This is a genomic window from Winogradskyella marincola (assembly GCF_029624125.1).
GTDB lineage: Bacteria > Bacteroidota > Bacteroidia > Flavobacteriales > Flavobacteriaceae > Winogradskyella > Winogradskyella marincola.
The window spans coordinates 324216-349720 of record NZ_JARSBN010000003.1; the positions used below are offsets into that span (position 1 = coordinate 324216).

Genomic DNA, 25505 nt, shown 5'->3' on the forward strand with positions numbered 1-25505 from the left:
AATGAAAAATTTAGCAGGATTTATAGGAATATTAGCCATGATACTTTTAATGGTAGGACTTGTGGTTGGTAAAAAACTTTAAATATTGAGTAAAAAATAAATGAGAGCCGACAATAGAAAAGTAAAGAATACTGTTGTTTCAATTTATTTTATACTAATTGTCTTTGGTATACTTTTGATAACTGTATTTAATTCTCTAGAATTTCTAGTAGATAGTACATTCTTTGTTTTTCTGGGCTTGTTTGTTGTTTTGGTTTTATTTCATTCAATCGCAGGTTATTTTGAATATGATAGTGATGGCGCAAAAACTGTAATTATAAATAAAGGTCTTGTTTTAACAGAATACGTTAATTACAGAGAAAATAAAATTGAATTTGTAAGAAGCCAACTTATTGGTTATAAAATAAAAGATTATTTCCTTTACAAATCATTAGTTGTGCTGGTAAAGACAAATGATAAAGAACAAGTGAAGGAGCGTTTTAATGTAACTCTGTTAAACCGCAAAAAAATGAGATACGTAAAGCAATCGTTGCAAAAAACATTAAAAGAAAATAAAAAGCGAAAAGAAGGATAGATGGCAGAAGATCAAAATGACGAATTATTAAACGAAGACAACAGTAATCAAGAAACGATTACTAAAGTCACTGGGATGTATAAAGATTGGTTCTTAGATTACGCTTCTTACGTAATCTTAGAGCGTGCTGTACCTGCAATTGAAGATGGTTTTAAGCCAGTACAGCGTCGTATAATGCATTCTATGAAAGATTTAGATGATGGTCGTTACAATAAAGTGGCTAACATTGTTGGTCATACGATGCAGTACCATCCACATGGTGATGCAAGTATTGCTGATGCCATGGTTCAAATTGGTCAAAAAGATCTTTTAATAGATACCCAAGGTAACTGGGGAAATATCCTAACCGGAGATAGAGCAGCAGCATCACGTTATATTGAAGCCAGATTATCAAAGTTTGCGCTAGACGTTGTTTATAATCCAAAAATAACAGAATGGCAAGCTTCTTATGATGGTAGACGTAAAGAGCCAATTAATCTACCTGTAATGTTTCCATTGCTTTTAGCGCAAGGCGGTGAAGGTATTGCTGTAGGTTTATCTACTAAAATTCTGCCACATAACTTTATAGAGCTTATCGACGCTTCGGTAAAGCATTTAAAAGGCAAGCGTTTTACAATTTATCCAGATTTTCCAACCGCAGGTATTGCAGATATTAGCAATTATAATGATGGAATGCGTGGAGGAAAAGTTAGAGTTCGTGCCAAAATCTCACAAGTCGATAAAAATACGCTTGCTATTACAGAGATTCCGTTTGGTACAACAACGTCTTCGTTGATTGACTCTGTCTTAAAGGCTAATGATAAAGGTAAAATCAAAATAAAACGTATTGAAGATAATACGGCTGCCGAAGTTGAAATTTTAATTCATTTACCTCCAGGTTTATCACCTGATAAAACGATTGATGCGCTTTACGCATTTACAGCTTGTGAAACATCAATTTCACCATTAGGATGTGTTATTGAAAATAATAAACCATTCTTTGTTGGAGTAACAGAAATGTTGCGTCGTTCTACAGATAATACGGTTCAGCTTTTAAAACAAGAATTAGAAATAAGACTTGGTGAGTTTGAAGAACAGTGGCACTTTGCGTCTTTAGAGCGAATTTTTATTGAAAATAGAATCTATCGTGATATTGAAGAAGAGGAAACATGGGAAGGTGTAATTCAGGCAATAGATAAAGGTCTTCAACCACATATAAAACATTTAAAACGCGCAGTTACAGATGAAGATATTGTTCGTTTAACAGAAATAAGAATAAAGCGTATTTCTAAATTTGATATTGATAAAGCTCAGCAAAAAATAGATGCTTTAGAAGATCAGATAGCAGAAGTAAAGCACCATTTAGCTAATCTTATTGATTATTCCATTGCTTATTTTGAGCGATTAAAGAAAGATTATGGTGAAGGTAAAGAGCGTAAAACAGAATTACGAGCTTTTGACGATGTAGATGCAACAAAGGTTGTTATTAGAAACACCAAGCTTTATGTTAACAGAGAAGAAGGTTTTGTCGGAACCTCGTTAAGGCGAGATGAATATGTTTGTGATTGTAGTGATATAGATGATATTATTGTGTTTACGCAAGAGGGTAAAATGATGGTGACAAAAGTTGATTCTAAAACTTTTGTTGGTAAGAATATTATTCACGTTGCAGTTTTCAAAAAGAAAGACAAGCGTACTATCTACAACATGATTTATAGAGATGGTAAAAAAGGACCATCTTATGTAAAACGTTTTGCTGTAACCAGTATTACCAGAGACAGAGAGTATGATATGACTAACGGTAACAAGGGTTCTGTGGTGTGGTATTTCTCTGCAAATCCTAATGGTGAAGCCGAAGTTGTTACTGTATTACTGCGACAAGTAGGTAGTATTAAAAAGCTAAAATGGGATCTCGATTTTGCCGATATTTTAATAAAAGGACGTTCGTCTAAAGGGAATCTTGTTACTAAGTATTCTGTAAAACGAATAGAACTAAAAGAAAAAGGAGTCTCTACATTAAAACCACGAAAAATTTGGTTTGATGACACAGTACAGCGTCTAAATGTTGATGAAAGAGGAGAACTTATAGGTGAATTTAGAGGTGAAGATCGTTTGCTTATTATTACACAATCTGGAAATGTAAAAACTATTATTCCAGAATTAACAACACATTTTGATAGCGATATGATTGTGCTCGAAAAATGGATTCCTAAAAAACCAATTTCTGCCATCTATTATGATGGTGAAAAAGAACGCTATTATGTAAAGCGTTTTTTAATTGAACAAGAAGGAAAAGAGGAGACTTTTATATCTAGTCATTCAGAATCGCAATTAGAAATTGTTTCCACAGATTGGAGGCCTATGGTAGATGTTGAGTTTACCAAAGAGCGAGGTAAAGACCGTAAACCTAACATGGAGGTTAATCTTGAAGAGTTTATTGCAGTAAAAGGTATTAATGCTCTTGGAAATCAATTAACTAAAGAAAAAATAAATCAAATTAGTTTACTGGAGTCATTGCCTTATGAAGCACCAGAAGAAGTGCATGCAGACGAGTTAGATGTTGTAGATGAAGAAACCGTTTCTGTAGATTTAGAGGTTGATAAAACTGAAGAAAAACCTGAGCAACCTAAAGATGATTCTTCAACTAAATCAGATGAAAATGATGAAGATTTAGATGTAGACGATAAAGGTCAGGTGACGCTTTTTTAATTTATATAAAAAGCCTTATTGTTCTTTGTTTTTCTTTTTTGTTTTAAAATTTAAAAATTCAACAAATAAAGAAAAAGCTATGGCAAAGTATAAATAGCCTTTTGGTATTGCTCCTACAGTTTTACCAAAAAACTCAGTATGAGATAAGTGTGCAGCTTCGGTAATTAGCATAAAACCAATAAGAATTAAAAAGGCCAGACCTAAAATTTGCATACTTGGATTTCGGTCTATAAATTTTCTAATTGGGTTAGCAAAACCAATCATTACTGCTATAGAAATTACTACAGCAATAATCATTAAAATGAGCGTGTAGTTGTTGTTTGGATGTAATCCATTAGTCATACCAACAGCAGTTAAAATAGAGTCTACTGAGAATATAAAGTCAATAATTAAAATTTGTGTAATAGCTTGAGAAAGTGATTTTATCACTTTAGATTTCACACCTTTTTCATCATGTCCAGGATCTTCAACCTTTTCTCTAATTTCAGAAGTACTTTTGTAGATTAAGAATAATCCACCTGCAAATAATATAATAGCCTGCCAGCTTAGAGCAATGGTAAACCATTCAGATTTGTATTCAAAAAAAGGTTCGCTTAAGCCTATAAGGAATGTTACAAAAAACAATAACACAATACGTTGAATCATTGCTAAAATAAGACCTATGTTGGTAGCCTTGCTTCGTTGGTCTTCAGGAAGTTTATTGGCTGCTATGGATATAAAAACTATGTTGTCTATTCCTAAAATAATTTCTAGAAATGTAAGTGTTAGAAGCGCCATTATAGCATCTGAAGTAAGCAAAAATTCTACCATTGCAGCAATTTATTTAATTCTGTACGCAACACCTCTTTGTGCGCGAAGTGGTTTGTTTGGCTTTTTTACAGCTAATTTGTATTCAAAAGTGTAAGACGATGTGCCGTCTGTAGATAAAATCTTCATGTGCATATCATCTTTTTCAGAGTTTGTCTTTGGGTTAATGCTTTTCAAGATAAATTCGCAATCATTAATCCAACGCACAGACGAAGAGTCTACCTTACCTTCGTAATAATTGATACTTAGATTTTCTGTACGCACAAATCTGCCAGTTTTATTTTCACCGTTAATAACGTAATTAAATTCGAATTCTCCGGTTTTAAAATCGTTACAATTACGCTCTACTTCAAAGCAACTGGTTAGTAATACTAATGCACTAAGTAATAAAAAATGTCTCATTCTTGTAATTTGTACAAAGATAATTAATTGATAAGCTACATTTGAGTAAAATCTCACACATTAGAGTTGAATTATTCAATTCATATTATTTTGCATTTAGGTTAGAGTGTACAGAAAAAATAGATTCAGGGATTGTAGCTTTTAAAAGTACCATCCTTGTAGAAAATGACAATTTTTTCAATTTCAGAATTATTTGAAATAGATTTACTAATGTCAGGCTTATTTAAATTTTCAACTTTTAAATCTAATTGAGGATTCGGAATCTCAGAAATTTTGGTTTCTGTGGTAGGAAAATTTCCTCTGCCATTTAATAACCAATATAATTCTACCTCTGGATAGGAGTGAAGTATTTTCATTACAAAGTCTAAACTCGGTTTATTTCTTCCTGAAAGAATATGAGAAATGCTTGATCTCTGAACACCAATTTTTTCCGCAAAACCAGAAGCAGTTTCATCATAAAAATCTATGACTTTTTGTAAACGATTAGCGAAATCTGACGAGTTTATCATTGTAAACAATTGTAAATATTTTTAAGTGATACAAATGTAAACAATAGTCTTTTTTTATTCAATAAATTAATGTTAATCTTTAAAAACAATATGAATAATCACTTTAGTTGATGAGTGTAAAACACTGAAAAACATAATTTTGAGAATTAAATTTTAAAGTTGTTGAATTTTATTCAATGCAGTTGTTGGTTTGATGTTATTAGGGATATAATAATGTATACATCTGTAACAAAAATGAAAATCAATCTTGTTTACAATTGTAAAAAATCAAATAGTTACATTTGTAACACTTAAAAATCAACAATGAAATTAGAGCAACTTAATAGTTTATTTTCTTTACTTAAAACACCAGATTTATTTGGCAGATATATTACCAATTCTCACATAGAAAAGTGTATTGAAAAAATACCAACTTCTACAAGTTCTGTTATTGGCTTTTCTGTAGAAAATAGACCAATCTATAGTTTAAGATTTGGTAAAGGACCTAAAAAGGTTTTAATGTGGTCTCAGATGCATGGTAATGAATCTACAACCACTAAAGCACTTTTTGACTGTTTTAATTTGTTTCTCACTAACAATGAAATTACTAATTCTATTTTAGAGACTTGTACGTTGTTAGTAATACCTGTTTTAAGTCCTGATGGAGCCGAACGTTATACACGACTAAATGCTAATGAGGTTGATCTTAATAGAGATGCGCAAGATTTATCGCAGCCAGAAAGTGAGGTTTTACGAAAGGTTTTCAATGATTTTAATCCAGATTATTGTTTTAACCTTCATGGACAAAGAACAATATATAATGTAGGCGGAACTCATAATTCATCTATACTTTCTTTTTTGTCACCTTCTCAAGATACACAGCGCTCAATAACTCCTAACAGGAAGCAAGCAATGTCGTTAATTGTAGAGATAAATTCCATGTTGCAGCAAGTAATACCTAATTGTGTAGCGAGATATGATGATGGTTTTAATCTTAATTGTGTTGGTGATACTTTTCAAAACTTAAATGTCCCTACAGTTTTGTTTGAAGCTGGTCACTACCCGAATGATTATAATAGGGAAGAGGTTAGGTATCTTATGTTTTTATCTATTTTAAAAGCCTTAGAAGCTATTTCTAAAGGAATTGATGTTGAAGGCTATGAGGATTATTTCCTTATTCCTGAAAATGAAAAACAGTTTTACGACATCGTTATTAGAAATATTAAACTAGAAAGTAGTTCAGTTGAAGCTGTTGATGTTGCAATACAATATGAAGAGCGATTAGTTGATGGTAAAGTAGAGTTTATTCCTATAGTTGAAGCCATTTCTAAACTCGATAGTTTTTGTGGTCACCGAGAAATAGATGCAAAAGGTCAAGTGTTAAAAAATCAGTATAATACAATGTTAAAAGTAGCTAGCGAAAACGATTTCGTATTGCTGAATACTGAAAAAATCTCACTAAAACCTTAAAAAAAATTGTTTTTTATGCATAATTGCTAATAAAAATGATTTATTTTTGCATAAAGTTTAACGATAATACAATTATGGCAAAGTTTAAATTAGACGAAGTTGACCACCAAATATTGGATATGCTAATCGATAATACGCGTATTCCTTTTACTGATATTGCAAAAAAATTATTGATATCTGCAGGTACAGTTCATGTACGTGTTAAGAAAATGGAAGAAGCAGGAATTATTAAAGGGTCTTCGCTTACTTTAGATTATAAAAAATTAGGATATTCATTTATTGCTTACATAGGAGTGTTTCTTCAAAACACATCGCAAACTAAGTTTGTTTTAGAGCGTATAGAGAGTATTCCTTATGTTACAGTAGCTCATATTACTACTGGTAAGTTTAATATTTTCTGTAAAATTAGAGCAAAAAACACAATGCATGCTAAGGAAATCATTTTTAAAATAGATGATATAGAAGGTGTTTACAGAACAGAAACAATGATATCTTTAGAGGAGAGCATTAACGATAAGAAACGTTTAATGCATACTATTTTTAATGAATTATAGTAAACCTGTCTAAAAAGAATAAAAAAAACCTTAGCAAGCGCTAAGGTTTTTTTATGTCTATACTAAGCATTGTAGTGCTTAAATGCTTCTAGTAAAATATCATTATTTACTTCGCAATTAATTTTTGGCTTACCAATAGCTTCTAATAAAACAAATTTTACTTTACCATGACTGTTTTTCTTGTCATATTGTAATAGGTCTATGATAATTTTTTGATCACTTTCGCTGATTTCAACTTTTGAGAAGGTTTTTAGTATGCCTTCTTCTATTTCTTTAAACTCATTGTTAGATAAACCAGCTATTTTTGTTGAAATATAGGCTTCTAAAAGCATTCCTATAGCAATGGCTTCTCCATGTAATAAAGGAGTTTTATCTGCATTGCCTAAAAAATAGCTTTCTATAGCGTGACCTAATGTGTGTCCAAAATTCAAAATTTTTCGCAGACCTTGTTCTGTTGGGTCTTCAGTTACTATTTTGTTTTTTATTACAACAGAATCATAAATCATTTCATTAAGCGCAGAGCCATCTAAATTTTCAAAATTGATAAGTGTATTCCAATATGAATCATCATAAATAAGACCATGCTTTAGCATTTCGGCATAACCAGAAACCATTTGGTTGCTAGGGAGAGTTTCAAGAAAGCTAGTGTCTATTAAAACCATACTGCCTTCACTTATAACTCCAATCTGATTTTTTAAATTGCCGAGATCAACTCCTGTTTTTCCACCAACAGAGGCGTCTACCATGGCTAGTAGTGATGTAGGCACATTAATATAGTCTATACCTCTCATATAAGTACTGGCAACAAAACCACCAAGGTCTGTTACAACTCCACCACCCAAATTTATAATAAGGCTTTTTCGGTCTGCATAATACTCTGACATGGCTTCCCAAACACCAGTGCATATATCTATGGTTTTATGATCTTCGCCTTCTGGCATTTCCATAACTTCAACCACAATATCTCCAGACTCAACTTGAGACAAAAATTTAGGAAGACAAGCATCGTGTGTATTTGTGTCTACAAGAACAAATATTTTGGATGGATTGGTAGATTTTATATATGCATTAAGTTCATTATAAACGTTATCGTTGAAATGAACAATTGCATTTTTTGTCTTTATAGATTTCATTTTTGTTAATTCCTCAATTTAAGCTGTGAAAATACTCCCTTTTTTTAGAAAAAAGTAAGCAAAGGATTAAATATATTTGCAATATTTATTTTTCAAAATTTATGATTAACCGTTCACTCTTTGAAAACACAGCAACTGCTTTTGCGCTAAAATCTGATTCTGAATTAGAGCGCGCTTATTTTTTGTTTAAAATGATTTCTTCGCAGCCTTTAGTGCGTATTGGCACAGCGGCAACCAACTTTGCTCTTAAAGCAAAGTTGCCTGTAGAAGGTTTAATTCGATCTACCGTTTTTGACCACTTTTGTGGTGGTGTTAATGAAGAAGATTGCTTGTCTGTAATAGATAAGTTATATACAAAGCGAGTTAGCTCTGTTTTGGATTACTCTGTAGAAGGCAAAGAAGTAGAAGAGGAGTTTGATAGTGCTCTTGAAAAAATATTGAAAATCATTAAATTTTGTGATGATAGAGAGGCGATGCCAATCGTTGTTTTTAAGCCAACAGGATTCGGTAGATTCTTATTATACCAAAAGAAAACTGAAGGGCAAGAGCTTACTTCTTCTGAAAGTGAAGAGTGGAATAGAATCGTAGAGCGTTTTGATGCTGTTTGCAAGCTTGCAAAAGAAAAGGATGTTGAAGTTTTAATTGATGCTGAAGAAAGCTGGATGCAAGATGCTGCCGATGATTTGGTAGAGGATATGATGCGCAAATACAACAAAGGAAAAACAACAGTTTATAACACTTTGCAGTGTTACCGTTGGGATAGGCTAGACTACCTTAAAGCATTGCATGAGCGAGGTAAAAAAGATGGCTTTAATGTTGGAATGAAGATTGTTCGTGGCGCTTATATGGAAAAAGAACGCAAGAGAGCAGAAGATAAAGGGTATAGATCTCCTATTTGTGAAAATAAAAAAGAAACTGATGACACTTTTAACAACACTCTATCTTACATTTTAGAGAACTTAAATGATATTTCCGTTTTTATAGGCACACACAATGAGGCAAGTTGTTATTTGGCAATGGAGCTTATGGAGAGGTATAATATAAGTAAAGAGGATAATAATGTATGGTTTGGGCAGTTGTATGGTATGAGTGACCACATTAGTTATAACCTTGCTGCTGATGGTTATAATGTAGCTAAATATATTCCTTTTGGGCCTGTTAAGGATGTTATGCCGTATCTTATTAGAAGGGCAGAGGAGAACACTTCTGTAGCTGGCCAAACAAACAGAGAACTAACGTTGTTAAAAACAGAAAGAAAGCGTCGAAAATTGTAAACGCCCTATCTAAATTAGATAAGGCGTTCAAAGATATTTTTTAAGAAAAGCTATACCATTTTTTCTTACGATTAGGGTTGTTGCCATAACCGTATCCATAGCCATATCCTTTTTTACCTGGTTTAACACCGTTAAGAAGTAATGTCATATTTGGAAGACGTTTGTCTTCATATAATGGTTGTGCAATATTAACAAGTCTTCTTTTGTCTACATTATCTGCGCTAACAACATAAATAAAGATGTCGGCAAGTTCAGAAATAAGAAGTGTATCGCTAACTAAACCTACAGCAGATGTGTCTGCAACAATGTAGTCGTATTTGTTTTCAAAATATTTAAATAGCTCATTTACTCTAGGATTCATTAATAATTCGGAAGGATTTGGTGGAATTGTACCAGACGGAATTATATCTAAGAATTTGTTCTCTGGATGCTTTATAACAACATCTTGAGGTTTTATTGAGCTATCTGCAATATAGTCAGAAAGTCCTTTTTCTGGTTTTTCTTTTATTTCCAGATAATCTAGAATCTTAGGAACACGTATATCCATCTCAATCAATAACACAGACTTTTCAGAAAATGATATTGAACTTGCTAGGTTAGTGCTTGTATGGGATTTTCCTTCCTGAGCTTTGGTAGATGTTATAAATAATCGCTTTTGTTTGTCTTTTAAGTTTCTAAGAATAAAGTCAATATTAGATCTTACTATCCTAAAAGCCTCGGCTTTTGGTGAGTAATCTACTCTTTTTATTAATTTTTGCTTTTTTGAAGTTTTAGGAATGTCTCCTAAGTATGGAATGTCTAAAACATTAACTAAATCATTTTTATTATAAATCTTAGAATCTAATAGATTGATTAAATAGATTATGCCTATAGGAATCATTAAACCTAAAATTAAGCAAGCCATGTATATAATTGTAGGTTTTGGAGCAATAGGTAAATATGAAGAGTAAGCGTTCTCAATAATTTTAGCATTTGGCGTATACATACCAAGTCTTATTGCAGATTCTTCACGTTTTTCTAAAAGATATAAGTAAAGAGATTCTTTAATATCTTGTTGTCTTTTTATATCTCTAAATTGTCTTGCTTTAGTAGGAGCTGCATAAAGCTGACCTCTAATTCTAGAATTTTCTTTGTTTAAGTTATTTAAGGTTAACTCAGACGTTTGTCTCATATTACTTAATGAACGCTCAATATTAGATTTTATAGCATTAATCTGATCATTAAGATTAATAATTACAGGGTTTTTAGGGCTTGAATTTTTTAAAATTCTATTACGTTCAGCAACTAATTCATTATGGCTGGCAATCATTTGTGCAGTAGACGCATCGCCAATACCAACATCTGCAGGAAGCATATCGCTTGTTCGGTCTTCTGCTTGAATTTCTTCTTGTAAATAAGAGATCTTTTCGATATTTATAGATGTGCTAACTATTTGTTGTTCTAACTGTTTGTTAGCCTGTAAATTGAGATCTGCTTGAGATCCTAAAGCTGTAAGATTGTTTCTTTTTTGAAGTTCTTCTGCAGTGTAATCTACTTCTTCTAACTCTTGAGATACCTTTTGTAGTCTGTTTGTAATAAAATCTGAAGTTACTTTAACAACTTCCTCTTTGTCCTTAAGCACATCATTGTTGTACTCTTTTATAAGCTCATCTAAATAATCGACAGCTCTTTTAGCTACGGTTTCTTTTAATTCTAATCCTATAACACTAGACCCTTTTTCGGTAGTAATAGCTACATTTTTTGTGTATTGATTAATTAGTTTTCTTACAGGAATAATAGCAATTTTTATACTTGTGCCTTTTTTGGGTGTGTATTTGCCATCATTAGGAACAATGTAAAAGCCTCCGTAACGTGTCTCTACTTTTTCTCCAAAATCATATAGCTTTCCTTCAGAGTCTTCTCTATCATCAAATAGTGATTGCTCTTTGTCTTTAAATAGTAGATATTGAGTTGGTGATTTTATTTTAATATAGAGAATTTGGTTAACTCTGTCTATAATTGAGTCACTTTCAAAGAAATTAATTTTAATTGGCGAGTCCTTATAAAATTCTTTCTCTTTTATTTTTCCATCAGCATAATATCTAATGTTAAGATCTAATTTTTTAACTATGTTTTCAGCTATTTCACGAGATCTAATAACTCTAATTTCATCTTTAATTTTGTCAGCACCTCCAGAAAACAAACCATTTGCCTTTACATCATCTAGACTTGGTAACTTTTGAGATTGCTCTTCATCTCTAATTTTTATTGTAGCATTTGCTTTGTATTCATAATCAGCATAACGAAGATGTGTAAAACCAAGAACTATGGCTATAATTACACATAGAAGTATCCATTTCCAATACGAAAGGAATAATTCTAAAGTTTGTTTTAAGTCTACAGTGGATGTGTTGGGCTTCATAAATTGTTTTTACCTTCTTAATTTCTTACCAAGAATACTGCGATAATAGTTGTTAGTGTACCAATGGCAGAAATTAATACGCTATTGTTTTGGTTGTAGGATGACGCTCTAATTTTGGCATTATTTGGCTCTACATAAATAACATCGTTTTGCTGAAGATAGTAAACAGGTGAGTTTACAGCGTTAACAGAGGTTAGGTCTATTTTAGCAAACTTCTTTTTACCATCAACTTCTCTAATAAGCAAAACATTTTTACGTTTACCAAATATGGTAAGGTCGTCGGCAAGACCTAAAGCTTCTAAAACAGTAATTCTTTCGTCTTGTATAGTAAACGTTCCAGGATTTCTAACTTCACCTAAAATAGTAATTGTAAAATTAGATAATCTTACATTTACGATTGGATTTTTAGCGTACTCACTTATTTTTTCAACCAGCATAGCTGTTAATTCAGATCTGTTTAAACCAGCAACTTTCAATTTACCTAGAACAGGAAAATCTATGTTTCCGTCATAATCTATAAGGTAAGATTGAAATTGTCTTTGACCATTTGCACTCATTAAATTAGCGTCATTATTAGAAACCACCTGAAGGTTGAAAGGTTTAACAGTATCAGGATCTAATGCTGATACATTTATAGTTAAGATGTCATCTGGTTTGTATATAATAGGTTTAGGTTCAGAAACTAAAACACCGTCTTCAATAGGTTCGTCTTGAAAATAAACAATGTCTTTTCGAGATCCACAAGAAGCTAAAACTAATATAGCTATTAATTGAAGTACTAGGTTGCGTGTTTTCATGGTTTGGCTTTTAAGGAGTGGTTTTTTGTAAGATTATTTTTTTGAATCTAAAACCTCATAAGTTGAGTTGTTAGATATATATTCTGGTATTAGTGCTTTAATAGATGAAACAATTTCTAACGGTTGTGTTAGAGAGTTAATACCTGTAAGTTTATTAATTTGTTTTTCTACGGTTTCTGTATCAACATGTCTAGACTTAGCGATCATTATTTTTTCATGATATGTTTTCTTAGTGTTTTCGCCGTCAGCTAATAATTCTTCATAAATTTTTTCACCTGGTCTTAAGCCTGTGATTTTAATGTCTATATCTTCAGGATACCTTAGTCCTGATAATATAATCATATTTTTTGCAAGATTAAAAATCTTTATAGGTTCTCCCATATCAAAAACAAAAATCTCACCTCCATTACCCATAGCTGCAGCTTCTAATACTAGCTGACAAGCTTCTGGAATTGTCATAAAATAACGTGTTATTTCTTTGTGAGTAACAGTCAAAGGGCCACCTTTTTCAATTTGCCTTTTAAATAACGGGATAACAGAACCATTAGATCCTAATACGTTTCCAAATCGTGTTGTAATAAACTTTGTGTGTCCTTTGTCTTTTAAGCAAGATACATAAAGCTCAGCGATACGCTTGGTTGCACCCATTACATTTGTTGGATTTACAGCTTTATCGGTAGAAATTAATACAAACTTATCAACGCTATGCTTAACAGCTACATCTACAACATTTTTAGTACCTCCGATATTTACGCTAACAGCTTCGTAAGGGTTGTTTTCCATTAAAGGAACGTGTTTGTATGCGGCTGCATGAAAAACAATTTTTGGTTTATAAAGGTTGAATATTTGGTCTATTCTTGCTTTGTTTCTTACATCTGCTACTATAGCTACAATATTATCTAAGCCTTGTTGTCTAAATTCTTGCTGAATATCATATAATGCAGACTCAGCATTATCAACAAGTATCAGTTTTTTATAATTGTATAGGCTTGCTTTTCTGCAAATCTCACTACCAATAGAGCCTGCAGCTCCTGTAATTAGGATTACCTTGTTGTCGTACTGATCTATTAAATCAGGATTTTTAATGTGTATTGGATCTCTTCCTAATAAGTCTTCAATTTTAACTTCCTTGATTTGCCCAACACTTAAGTCACCATCTATCCAGCTTTGCACTGGAGGAACAATTTTTACCTTTAAACCAAGGTTGAATAAATTTCCGGTGATTTGAAGTAGTCTTGAAGGATCAATATTCTGAATAGAGATGATTACATCTTCTACATTATTCTTCTTTATAAAACCTTCATTAATATCAGAAAGACCGTAAACTGTAACTAGATTTATTTTTTTTCCTATTTTTCTTTCGTCATCATCAATAAAACCAACGACTTCAAATCCATTTTTAGTGTCGTTTTGGATAGCGTCGTAAGTAAGCATTCCAGAGTTACCAGCGCCAAAAATTAAAACGTTAGATGTTTTGTGAAAATCTTGTGTAATTTGATTGTATAAAGATTTTATAAATAGCTTTGCTCCAATTAGAAATAAAATATTTAGCAGTAAGTGGATATAAATAATTGATCCTGAAATATTAAAAATACTACTTTCACCTAAAAATTTTCTACTTAAAAAAGTACAACATATAAGTATGGTGGCTAAGATGTTAGCTCCAATAATAACATTAATAATATCTTTGAAACCAGTAAACCTTACGACTCCTTTATAAGTTCCTACTGCAACTAAACTAATAGCAGCAATTACCATAACGTAAGGTACTTGCGTTAAAAGGGTAGAAAAATCAAAATCTAAAGTAAAATTATATCTTATTAAATACGCTAAGAAAAAAGCAGCTGCAACTACTATTGTATCAAATAATAGCACCAACCATTTAGAGGCGTACCTTTGCGATATTTTATTTAGATATTTTTCTAACATGCTGCAAAATACGTATTTATAGCTGAAATTACTCTATCTAACTCTTCTTTGCTAAGATTAGAGCCGCTAGGCAAGCATAAGCCTCTGTTAAACAAATCGTCAGAGACTCCATTAAGATAATTAGGTGCATCTTTAAAGACAGGCTGTTGATGCATAGGTTTCCATAGTGGTCTAGATTCTATATTTTCATTTTCTAATGCTAATCTTAAGCCTTCTCTTGTTTCAAAAGAATCTAAAAGAATACAAGATAACCAGCGGTTAGAAAAATGCCCATTAGGTTCTTGTAAAAAGGTTATTTGTTCTATACTCTTAAAAGTATTATAGTATAACTCGTGATTAGATCTTCGGTTAGCTACGTGACTATCTAAAATAGTCATTTGTCCTCTGCCAATACCAGCAACGATGTTAGACATTCTATAATTATAGCCTATATGTGTGTGTTGGTAATGAGGTGCATTATCTCTAGCTTGCGTTGCTAAAAAAACAGCTTTATTTTTATTCTCTTCACTTCTTGTTACTAAAGCTCCACCACCAGAAGTAGTTATAATTTTATTTCCGTTGAAAGATAAAATTGATAAATCACCAAAAGTACCACAGTTTTGACCTTTATAATGGCTTCCTAATGATTCTGCACTATCTTCTATAACTGGAATTTCATATTTTTCAGCAATGCTATGAATTTCATCTACTTTATATGGCATTCCATAAAGATGTACAGCAATTATAGCTTTAGGCTTTTTACCTTTTGTTATTCTGTCTTTAATTGCAATTTCTAATTGAATAGGGCAGATGTTCCATGTTTCGGCTTCGCTATCTATAAAAATAGGTGTAGCTCCTTGGTAAACAATTGGATTGGCTGAAGCTGAGAATGTCTTACTTTGGCAGATAACTTCATCACCATTTGTAACTCCTAATAATATTAAGCTAAGGTGAAGTGCAGATGTGCCAGAAGCTAACGCAGCGACATGTCGATTTTCTTTTAGATAAGACTCTAAGTCTTTCTCAAATCCATTAACATTTGGCCCTAAGGGTGCTACCCAATTGGTGTCAAATGCTTCTTTAATATAAGTTTGTTCTGCTCCACTCATATGAGGTGAAGACAACCATATTTTCGGTTTCATAAGTAAAAATTGTTTAAGTAATTTATAATTACTCTATCAATTTCATGTCTTAGAGGGATTTGGGACACGATCTAAAATCGGTTTAAATATGCATTAATATTATTTCTTATCCCAAATAAAGACGATAAAAGGTAAATATTTACGTTGTTAAATTGTAGACTCAATAGTTTATGTACTAAAGAATTAACTTTGATAAACAGGTGTTTAGCTTGTGCTAAATATTTGTTTTTCCTTCAGTACCCATAAATTCTGGCATAGGTTGGTTTGTAGAAGAATTGATATCTTTTTTACCAATGACATTTTGTATGGTCTTAAAAAAGATTTTACAATCTAAAATAAACGATTGATTATCTACGTAGTACGTGTCTAGCTTAAACTTTTCTTCCCAACTTATAGCATTTCTACCATTAACCTGTGCCCAACCTGTAATTCCAGGTGTTACGTTATGCCTTCTAAACTGTTTTTTTGTATAGCGAGGAAGATATTTTGGAAGTAGAGGACGAGGACCAATTAAACTCATATCTCCCTTTAGCATATTAAATAGCTGAGGAATTTCGTCTAAAGAGTAGCGTCTGCATATATCTCCGACTTTAGTGATTCTTACATGATCTGGTAAAAGATTGCCATCTGTATCTTTTTTGTCGTTCATGGTTTTTAGCTTTACGATGGTAAATATTTTTCCACCTTTTCCTGTTCTCTTTTGATAGAAAAACGGTTTGCCATTGTTGGCTACAGCTAATAAAATTATAATGGTAATTATGATTGGAGACAGAATTAAAAGGCCTATCAAAGCAATCATAAAGTCTATTAGTCTTTTAAAAAATAACTTATACATAATTGGTTGATTAATGGATTGTTACTTATATTTAATTATTCTATGACTTTAATGTGATTTATTGGTGTTTTATTAAAGTGATTTATTGATAAGTTCAATTAAATCATTATTAATAATATCTACATCAAAACGTTCTTCAGCGTACTTACGACTATTAATACCCATCTCCTTTATTTTATCGGGATTGATAATAAAAAATTCCATAGCATCAATTAAAGCTTCTAAATTTTGAGGCTCTATTAATTTTCCGTTTACACCTTCTTTTACAGATTCTCTACAACCTACAGAGTCTGTCGTAATTATTGGGTTTCCACAGGCAAGCGCTTCAAGAGTTGTTCTTGGTATGCCTTCTCTGTAGTAACTTGGAAGTACAAAAATATCTCTTTGATGAAGATGTTTGTCAACATCCATTTGCCTTCCGTGAAAAACGATAATATTTTTCTCATGTAATTCGTGTAATTCATCTTCACTAATAGCACTAGGTGAAGTTTCTAAAGCGCCAATAACATGAAATTCAGCATTTGGATATTTTGGCTTCAATGCTCTGGCAGCATCCATATATAATGAAATACCTTTTTCTTTAATTAATCTGGCAATAAGTAAAAAGCTTACTTTATCTGATGGATTTTTTTCTTTGAAGGTGAATTCATTAAGATTTACACCAGAGCCACTTACAAACGCTACAGGTTGTTTTTTTGAAATTACTTTACGATCTAAAAACAGTTGATAATCATCCTTGTTTTGAAAGACAATAAACTTATTTTTTCTAATTGATAGTTTGTATAAAGTTTCATTAAAACGCTGTAAAATTCTTGCTTTTCGTGTAAGTCCTGTAAACGCAAAGCCTAATCCTGTAATTAATGAAATTACCGGAACTTTACTCATATTAGCTGCTAAAGAACCATAGATTACAGGTTTTACCGTATAAGGAAACACTAAGTCTATTTTGTTTTCCTTCATTATAGATTTTAATTCTAATATGGATTTAAAATCCTTAAAAGGATTTAAACCTGTACGTTGCAAATTAAATTCTATAGGATGTGCACCGCGTTCTTTTATTAATTGTAAGTCCTCTTCGGTATAACTTGGTGATGCTGTAAAAACCTCAAAACCATTAGCAACTAAGCTTTTGATAAAGTCGCCTCTAAACCGAATTAAAGAACCAGCAAAGGATGCTATAATAAGTACTCTCTTCTTTTGCATTGTATTAGTTTTCATTTAGAAAATTAAATTTGTACCACTTTTGAAAACAGTAGTAAGACCATACTCTAAACGTACTATCTTTCTTACTGTCAAGATGATCTTGAACCAATTTGGTTATAACGTCTACTTTAAAAATACCTTGTTTTTTCAGCATTTCTGGCTCTATATAACTTTCTAATTCTTTTCGCAGACTTTGTCTTAGCCAATCTCCTGTTGGTGAGCCAAATCCGCTTTTACCTTTTTCTAAAAAGTCTTGTGGAAATTGATCTCTAAAAGCTTCTTTTAGAATGTACTTTTTATTCCAACCTTTCATTAAGTAGCTTTCTGGTAAAGTATTGGTGAATTCCCAAATAGACTTGTTTAAAAATGGTGCTCTACATTCTAAAGAGGTTAGCATGCTAGTTCTATCTACCTTTGCTAACATACCACCTTCAAGACTTAAAATCTTGTCTACAAGCCTAAAATCTGTAAGGCTTTCAATCTTTTGTTTACCTAAAACTTCTTTATACTCTAGAAATAAATCACTATCGTAATAATCGTCTTGCATTATTTCTGAAAGTAATTTGCTGGTATTGGCTAACGAAATGATATCCCAGTAAAAATCTCCTTCATAATTAATAGCATTTAGTAGCTTATTAATTTGAAATCTTTTACCACGCGTATCATCTTTATTGATTAAGTATTTATTACTTAATTTGGCAATAGTTTTATGAAGCGCTTTTGGTACTACACTGGTGTACCTTTTGTTCATCTTGCCAATGTAATATTTGTTGTAACCTCCAAATACCTCGTCACCACCATCACCAGTTAAAGCAACAGTAACGTGCTCTCTGGTTTTTTCTGAAAGTAGATGAGTGGGTAATGCAGCAGTATCAGAGAAAGGCTCATCAAAATTAACGAGAATCTCATGTATATTGTGCTTTAAATCATCTTCATCAATGATAAATTCATGATGATTACTGTCTAACATTTTAGCAACCACACGAGATTTATCGGTTTCATCATAAGATGCTTTTTTAAAACCTATTGAAAAGGTATCAATCTTTTTGTCTGTAGCTTGCGATAAACAAAGTGACACTATAGAGGAATCTACACCTCCAGATAAAAATGTACCTAAGCCAACATCTGCAATAGATCTACTGTCTACACTGTTGTAAACCAGTTCTTTTGTTTTTGCCTTAGCATCTTCAAAAGAGATATCTGCTGTTTTTGGTGCTGGTTCGTGGTTGATTTTATGAATGCTATATTGGAATGATTCAAAATCATATTCTAGATAGTGATTAGCCTCTAACTTGTGAATGCCTTCATAAATTGTATGTGGAGCAGGAATGTAGGTGAGTCTAAAATAAAGATTCAATCCTTTTTTTGAGATATTTGGCTTATGGTCAATAGTTTTTATAATAGACTTTAATTCTGAAGCCCATAAAAACTGATTGTCATTTTGAGTGTAGTATAATGGTTTTTCACCAAAGAAATCTCTGGCAATAAAAAGCTTGTTTATATTTTTATCATAAATGCTAAAGCCATACATACCATCTAACCATTGAAATGACTCAACACCATACTTTTCGTAAGCTTTTAAGATAACTTCAGTATCGCTTGTAGTATTGAAGGTTACACCTTCTGATACTAATCTAGACTTAATAGTTTTGTAATTGTAGATTTCACCATTAAAAACAATAACAATCTGTTTGTCATCAGAAAAAATAGGCTGCTTTCCAGATGATAAATCGATGATAGACAAACGACGCATTGCCATACCTACTGTATATTTGTCGTTTTGTTCTGCAAAGACACCGTCCTCATCTGGTCCTCTATGAATGATAAGATTATTCATAGCATTAAGAACAGAAGCCATACTATCTTTATTAATCTTGGTTTTATCTATAAGTCCGTTAATTCCGCACATATACTTAGCTTTTAATAAATTGGTTGAATTGGCTGTAAATAGATTTTAGCTCATAAGCTTTTGCGCGTTCTAGGCTTAGTTGACTAAAGCGCTCTCTTTCAGCAGGATTTTGATGATAATAATCTAAAGCTTTACTTAGTCCGATATGGTCGTCATTATTAACCAACAAACCATATTTTCCTATGTAAAACTCTCCATTTTTTATGTTAATTGGTTCGTTTTCATTTAATAATTCTAACGGACCAGATAAGCAATTTGTAGATACACTTGGCAAACCAATTGCCATAGCTTCAATTAATGCGTTTGGGAAACCTTCGGTAAATGATGAAAGTACAAAACACTCATTATCTATAAGATACTCATTTACTTTTTTTACTCTTCCTTTGAGTGTAATTTGATCTTCTAATTTAAACTTTGCTATTTCTTCTGTTAGATAATTTCTTAAATCTCCATCTCCAAGAATAGAAAAATCGTAATCTAATTTAGATTCCTTTATGGCTCTAACGACCATAATCTGATTTTTTCTTTTATTAATGGTGCCTGCTGTAATAAGCTTTAACTTCTTTGAGTTGTTATTTAGGCTTTCTGGATGTATTGCTTTATTTGGTAGTTCTATTGGATTATAGATAACCTCCATAGGAATTTTAATGCCAAAATTGTCTTTTAAATCTTCATTGATATAGACCGAATTTGAAAATAACTTATCACATTTGTTATATAAAATAGGGTAGAAGATCTTGGAAATATAAAAGGATAGTTTGCTAGTTACATTGTCTGAAGGAAACCCTCTTTCGCTAATAATTGTTTTTACATTTTTATTAAATGTGGCCACAATTCCGTTTATTAAATTAGGAAACGCTAAAAATGAAATAGAGATTTCAATATTATTCTTTTTAATAAATCGGTAATACCTAAAAATAAAGCTGATAGAATCAAAAAACTTCTTGTAGAAAGGTCTGTTAGCATGTTTATCGCTCATGGCGAAAACTTCCACACCTTCAGGAACTGGAAAATGCAGAACTTTATGAAAAAGAACTAGAGTAACATTGTAATCATGTCTTAACTCCTTTAAAAGTAAGCTAATAACTTTTTCTGCGCCACCACTTGCAAGAGATATGGCTAATATCGTTATGTTTTTTTGTTGGTTTGGGGTCATAAAACAAATATCTTATTGATATTATGAGCATTAGTGTCAAACATAACAACAATTAAACTTCTAAACCTATTTTTTCGATTATTGTAGGTTTTATATGTTTAACCGTTTTTGTAATTAAAAATTACATCAAAAAATCATGTAAAAATCGATTAGAGCTTTAAGGTATCACACTAATTAATAAATTTTCGTAATCATTAATGATCTTGTTTTTATTGAATTTTGAAATAACAGATTCTCTAACTTTCTCAGGGTACCAGTCTTGTTTGTGGTTTAGCTTCTCTATAAACTGTTCTTCAGTTTCAACCAAGAAGCCATTAAGCCCATTTTCTACAATTTCATCTAAACCTCCTGGTGCTTTAAAAGCAATAGTTGGCGTACCAACAGAACAACTCTCTATAAGGCAATTAGGAAAACCTTCTGCGTAAGAAGCCTGAAGGTAAAAATCGCTTTCTGAGAGGTATTTTGAAACTTCATTAGTATAAGGCACATGTGTTATTTTGTCTTCAATGCCCAGTTCTTGAGCTTGTTTGAAAATATTATCTTTTTCTGGACCGGAACCGATGATAGTGTATTGAAATGGATAATCTATTTTTGATAAACAGTTTAGGATTCTTTCGTGACCTTTTAATTTTTTTAATCGTGCTACAGTAATAAATTTAACGATATCACTCTTGCTTGAAGTGTTCTGCTTTAATTGAAAATTATCTGTTATAGGGTTATTGATAGTTCTTAATTTTTCTTCAGGTATATTATACTTTTCTTTCATATCATTATACATATCCTTGGATTGGCATAATATGATATCAAGTAATTTATAAGCAAAATCAAAAGACTTAACCACTTTTCTTTTTGCAGAGGTTTTCTTTTCTACCTTGAGTTTTACAGTGTCTTGACTTACAATTGTATGTCTTCCTATGAATTTAACTTTTGGAAATAGAACAGAAATTAATCCCATAGTAATGTTGAGATGAGAAATAGCACTCATTACAACCTGAGGCTTTTCTTTTCTAATCATTTTAATTAGCGGAAGAGCAGCACTCATAACCCTGTCTTTGTTAAGGTAACGTACAGAGATTCCTTCTATATCGTATTTGTTATCTTTTTCAAAACCTATAACTACTAATGTGCTATCAAATTTATTTTTATCTAAATTTTGAGACACAAATGACATTACTCGTTCTGCACCACCAGCAAAGAGGGTTGGAATAACAAAAAAAACTTTTACTTTTTTTTTCATTTTAGGATTGACTTTATTTTTTTAATGCTGAAATATCTAACATGTCTCCAAACTTTTCATCACATTCCTTTTGATAAAAAGCCTGAAACCCTGAAGCATGGTAAAAAGTTAATTCACCAAAAAAGATTTGAGATTTTACTAAATAGAGGTCAACCCTAACATATGCGAAGTCCTCTGCTAATTTTTCTGCAACAGCAATCATCTCATCTAGATTTGAAGGTTTTTCCATGTCTCTACCATATGGTCTTCCCCAATTACATGGAATTAAATTCCACTCAGAATCATAGAGGTTTCGTGTTCTTAATTCTCCAAACCTATCAAAATCTACCATTATAAAAGCTACCTTACCGTTAAAACAATGAAACTTTATATCCTCTGGTATGCTACCATCTTCATAGGTTAATAATTGCTCTGCTATAATTCTAGGTTCAATGTTTTTATATTGCCATTCTGTTGTGCTGTAATAGTGGTTTTCGTTCAGTAAGCGCTTAAACCTTTTTTGAGCCTTTTTCCAGTCTACTTTGTTTTTGTCTCTAACAATTAAACCACCAGAACTGTTATGGTTGGCTTTTATTATAAAGTTTGGCTCAGGTAAATTATCAGGTGTCAGGTCCTTCTCATTTTTAGATTCAAATAAAAGAGGGATTAAGTATTTGTCGCCTACTTTATTCTTAACATAATCTCTTACTTTATATTTATCAGCTAGTATTGTTTGTATCGGCTTTCTGTTGTGGAGTTTTAGCCAGTTTATTTTTTCGTTTAAAGTTCTAGGGTTGTCTAAATTAAGATCATAACCCATATGTTTTTTAAAACTTCTTTTAATTATAAATTGATCTGGTGTTATTCTAAGTCCTAGCTCATATATTTTATAGAAAGGTCTTAAAATAGAATATCCAATATCAGAATCTCTGTAAATGTTAGAAATAAATTTTCTAAGCTTAAAACTGGCTTTGTTTTTAGGATTTTGGTACATTAAAGATATTTTATAATTTGACTAATATCGACATTACCTATAACTTTTGCCGGAACACCGGCTATTATAGTATTTTCTTCTTCAAAAGATTTGTTGACAACAGCATTAGCGCCTATTGCTGTATTGCTAGCAATAGTTATATCTCCATAAATTTTGGCACCTGGAGCTATGTAGATATTATCTCCCAGTTGTGGTGCTTTAGGTATTCCGCCAGAAGCACCAATGTTCACACAAGCATGCATTCTGCAATTAGCACCAATTTTTGTGGCTCTATTTATAACTATTGTACCATAATGAACAATTGATAATCCAGGCCCAAAAACATTAATAGGTATTGAAAAACCTAGCTTAACAGATATTTTTTTATACTTATATCTTAAGTATGCTATATGTATTTTTCCTAGACCTTTATTTTTACAGTTAGTAAAATATTCGAGCTTACGCATTCGCTTTTGGAATGTGTAAATTAAATCTGGCGAGATTATACTAATTACTTTGCTTTCTAACGTATTAGATTTAATATTCAAAGCAATTTTATCGCGCTTTAAATAGTATTGGTAATCAGCTTTTGACTTTATCATTGGATTGGTATGGTTAACGAAAGGTTATAAATATAATTTAATTCATTTTATTTAGATAGCTTGTTGATAACTAATGCTTTTACTCTTAAACAAAAGACTTTAAATCCAGGAACAAATAAATATAACATAGTACCATATATTATAGTAACAGCAATAGTAATTTGAAGAGCATAAATAACCCATTTTAAAAGAGTTATATTTTCAAAATCATAATAAAAGTAATCCTTAACAAAATTGATAAAGAAAGTAGAAATTACAAAAACTAATAGCATTGGAGCTAAGCCTTTCCAATAAAGAAATACACTTTTCTTAAATCCGTTTTTGTATAAGAAATAAGGTTTCCATAGCACTACGATTAAAAACATACTCACCACAGTGCCTAAAACTATACCAGAAATGCCATACAGTGAACCAAAAACGAAAGAGATAATTAGATTAATTATAGCTTCAGTAATGGCTGCCCAAGTGTCAGAATACAAACCATAAGCGTTTTTAAACCTTTCTATAGGTGAACTTATTTGTATCATAAAGAAGTTGGCTATCATCAGTAGTAATATAGTTTGTGATAATATATACTTTTTCCCTAACCATAACATAATAAATGCATCCATTGTATGGTATATAACAAGACTAAAGAAACCTGCAATAAAAAATTGAATAGCAATAAGTTCCCAAAGTACCTTTTTTATATTTTTTTTATCATTTTCTGCTATCAAATTACCAACAGCTGAGCCTGTACCAGCAAAAGCCATTTTCACAAGTCCAATAAGTTTAAGAAATATTAATTGATAGTTACCAAAAAAAGCTACACTCTGTAGGTTAATAAGTGCATAAATCAATAAGTTGTCAGTACCATTTTTTACAAAAGCACTCATCTTATGAAAGAAAACTTGTTTAATCTTTACTATTACCTCTGGATATTCTTTAACAATTTCTGTCTTTTGAGAAGCATTAATAATCAGCCAAGGATACTCTTGTTTTATTTTAGAGCGTACCACGATACTATATACTATGCTAAAAACTAATTCTAAGGATATGTACACATAGAAACTTTTTAAATAAAGCGCAACAATTACCTGAAGAATTACACGAGCTATATTAAAAGTTTGAAAATATTGCTGAACAATATATCCCTTTTGATCTGCACCTAATAGACTAATATGATAATTAACAAAATAGCTTAAAAGAACTGATATTAATAAAGAATAAAATACATAGTAGATAAGCAATAAAGAGAATGGTGTATCATCAAAAATCAAAGGAAAAAATAGAGAAATAATAAAACCAACTCCAAAAATGACAAAGCCAATTTTTCTGTAGAGCACACCAAGAAGTGCAATAATTTTATTAATTTCTTTATAATCTTTATCAAAAATAGGCTTGTATAAGGTAAAGCCAATGGCTGTACCAATGCCTAACTCTGCTAAATTTAGAAAACTAAGAATACTTCTTAATGTCGTTTCTAAGCCTATAAATTCATCTCCGAGATTGTCTAAAAATATCTTCCTAGAAAAGAACTGAACAAAAATTGATAGTATAAAGAAAAACACACCAACTTTTGCATTTTTTAAAGATTTGGAGACTCTAGACATCTATGCATTAATTATATATGCAACAATATTAAAAAATGAATATGATTAACATTAATTTTTATGACAATTTACCGTAAAAAACGTCCAAAGAACATTTTGAAAATTCGTTTTCATTTTGACAGACACTTGTTTTTCTTCTATTTATCTAGCTTTCAAGTATTTTTATATCTCTACACAATTGTTAATAAACTTGTTATAACTTTTTTATATTCCTAACATTCTCACTATCAATAACCATTTTATATTTTATAATTTCGGATTTTATCGACGTAGGTAATTTTATTGTAAGAAAAAACTTTTTTATGTTAAATAATATTTTAAGTAATCCAATTGTGTGCTTTTTAACGTATTTATGTTGCTTTTCATGGAGAAAAGATAAAA

21 protein-coding genes are annotated in these 25505 nt (G+C 31.3%); 5 read left to right on the forward strand and 16 right to left on the reverse strand.

The features are described from left to right. The first annotated feature begins 100 nt into the window (after positions 1-100). Together P7122_RS07070 and P7122_RS07075 are read left to right on the forward strand one after the other, a co-directional pair. Complete coding sequence (locus P7122_RS07070) at positions 101-574, forward strand: hypothetical protein (RefSeq protein ID WP_278005080.1); 474 nt, start codon at positions 101-103, stop codon at positions 572-574. Next, entirely contained in the window at positions 575-3262 is a 2688-nt protein-coding gene (locus P7122_RS07075) for a DNA gyrase/topoisomerase IV subunit A (protein WP_278005081.1), read from the forward strand. 15 nt (positions 3263-3277) lie between these two features. Here P7122_RS07075 and P7122_RS07080 read toward each other — a convergent pair whose 3' ends face one another. The 3 genes from P7122_RS07080 to P7122_RS07090 all read right to left on the reverse strand — a co-directional run bounded on the left by P7122_RS07080 (position 3278) and on the right by P7122_RS07090 (position 4980). Continuing rightward, positions 3278-4072 (reverse strand): TerC family protein, encoded by a 795-nt coding sequence (locus tag P7122_RS07080; RefSeq protein WP_278005082.1) that lies wholly within the window; start codon positions 4070-4072, stop codon positions 3278-3280. Between the two features lie 9 nt (positions 4073-4081). Next, positions 4082-4471: a hypothetical protein gene (locus tag P7122_RS07085; RefSeq protein ID WP_278005083.1), complete on the reverse strand. Its 390-nt coding sequence runs from the start codon at positions 4469-4471 to the stop codon at positions 4082-4084. Between the two features lie 125 nt (positions 4472-4596). Next, the gene (locus P7122_RS07090; RefSeq protein WP_278005084.1) at positions 4597-4980 is read right to left on the reverse strand and encodes a helix-turn-helix transcriptional regulator; all 384 of its coding nucleotides are present in this window, start codon (positions 4978-4980) and stop codon (positions 4597-4599) included. Positions 4981-5283: 303 nt separating this feature from the next. Between P7122_RS07090 and P7122_RS07095 the strand changes: the two genes are divergently transcribed. Further along, positions 5284-6429, forward strand: a complete 1146-nt coding sequence (locus P7122_RS07095; protein ID WP_278005085.1) for a M14 family zinc carboxypeptidase — start codon at positions 5284-5286, stop codon at positions 6427-6429. Between the two features lie 74 nt (positions 6430-6503). Continuing rightward, complete coding sequence (locus tag P7122_RS07100; protein ID WP_278005086.1) at positions 6504-6983, forward strand: Lrp/AsnC family transcriptional regulator; 480 nt, start codon at positions 6504-6506, stop codon at positions 6981-6983. A 62-nt stretch (positions 6984-7045) separates the two neighbouring features. Here P7122_RS07100 and aroB read toward each other — a convergent pair whose 3' ends face one another. Next, positions 7046-8116 (reverse strand): 3-dehydroquinate synthase, encoded by a 1071-nt coding sequence (aroB, locus tag P7122_RS07105; protein WP_278005087.1) that lies wholly within the window; start codon positions 8114-8116, stop codon positions 7046-7048. 101 nt (positions 8117-8217) lie between these two features. On the opposite strand from aroB, the gene P7122_RS07110 reads away from it, so the two are divergent. Then, complete coding sequence (locus P7122_RS07110) at positions 8218-9390, forward strand: proline dehydrogenase family protein (protein WP_278005088.1); 1173 nt, start codon at positions 8218-8220, stop codon at positions 9388-9390. Positions 9391-9430: 40 nt separating this feature from the next. On the opposite strand, the gene P7122_RS07115 is transcribed toward P7122_RS07110, so the two are convergent. The 12 genes from P7122_RS07115 to P7122_RS07170 all read right to left on the reverse strand — a co-directional run bounded on the left by P7122_RS07115 (position 9431) and on the right by P7122_RS07170 (position 25124). After that, a complete protein-coding gene (locus P7122_RS07115) occupies positions 9431-11791 on the reverse strand; it encodes a GumC family protein (protein WP_278005089.1) in 2361 nt (786 codons plus the stop codon). Between the two features lie 17 nt (positions 11792-11808). Next, positions 11809-12588 carry a polysaccharide biosynthesis/export family protein gene (locus P7122_RS07120; protein ID WP_278005090.1) on the reverse strand — a complete coding sequence of 260 codons (780 nt, stop codon included), beginning with the start codon at positions 12586-12588 and terminating at the stop codon, positions 11809-11811. 33 nt (positions 12589-12621) lie between these two features. Then, entirely contained in the window at positions 12622-14517 is a 1896-nt protein-coding gene (locus P7122_RS07125; RefSeq protein ID WP_278005091.1) for a polysaccharide biosynthesis protein, read from the reverse strand. After that, a complete protein-coding gene (locus tag P7122_RS07130) occupies positions 14511-15638 on the reverse strand; it encodes a DegT/DnrJ/EryC1/StrS family aminotransferase (protein WP_278005092.1) in 1128 nt (375 codons plus the stop codon). Before P7122_RS07130 ends, P7122_RS07125 begins: the two co-directional genes overlap by 7 nt. Positions 15639-15852: 214 nt before the next feature. Continuing rightward, positions 15853-16473 carry a sugar transferase gene (locus tag P7122_RS07135; protein WP_278005093.1) on the reverse strand — a complete coding sequence of 207 codons (621 nt, stop codon included), beginning with the start codon at positions 16471-16473 and terminating at the stop codon, positions 15853-15855. 72 nt (positions 16474-16545) lie between these two features. Continuing rightward, positions 16546-17676: a glycosyltransferase family 4 protein gene (locus P7122_RS07140; RefSeq protein ID WP_278005094.1), complete on the reverse strand. Its 1131-nt coding sequence runs from the start codon at positions 17674-17676 to the stop codon at positions 16546-16548. Between the two features lie 4 nt (positions 17677-17680). Beyond that, entirely contained in the window at positions 17681-19585 is a 1905-nt protein-coding gene (gene asnB / locus P7122_RS07145; protein WP_278005095.1) for an asparagine synthase (glutamine-hydrolyzing), read from the reverse strand. Positions 19586-19589: 4 nt separating this feature from the next. Beyond that, positions 19590-20741: a glycosyltransferase gene (locus P7122_RS07150; protein WP_278005096.1), complete on the reverse strand. Its 1152-nt coding sequence runs from the start codon at positions 20739-20741 to the stop codon at positions 19590-19592. 157 nt (positions 20742-20898) lie between these two features. Beyond that, entirely contained in the window at positions 20899-21978 is a 1080-nt protein-coding gene (locus P7122_RS07155; RefSeq protein WP_278005097.1) for a glycosyltransferase, read from the reverse strand. Positions 21979-21991: 13 nt separating this feature from the next. After that, positions 21992-22951, reverse strand: a complete 960-nt coding sequence (locus tag P7122_RS07160; protein WP_278005098.1) for an ATP-grasp fold amidoligase family protein — start codon at positions 22949-22951, stop codon at positions 21992-21994. After that, entirely contained in the window at positions 22951-23532 is a 582-nt protein-coding gene (locus P7122_RS07165) for a serine O-acetyltransferase (RefSeq protein ID WP_278005099.1), read from the reverse strand. Before P7122_RS07165 ends, P7122_RS07160 begins: the two co-directional genes overlap by 1 nt. Before the next feature lie 47 nt (positions 23533-23579). Then, the gene (locus P7122_RS07170; protein ID WP_278005100.1) at positions 23580-25124 is read right to left on the reverse strand and encodes a lipopolysaccharide biosynthesis protein; all 1545 of its coding nucleotides are present in this window, start codon (positions 25122-25124) and stop codon (positions 23580-23582) included. Between the last annotated feature and the right edge of the window lie 381 nt (positions 25125-25505).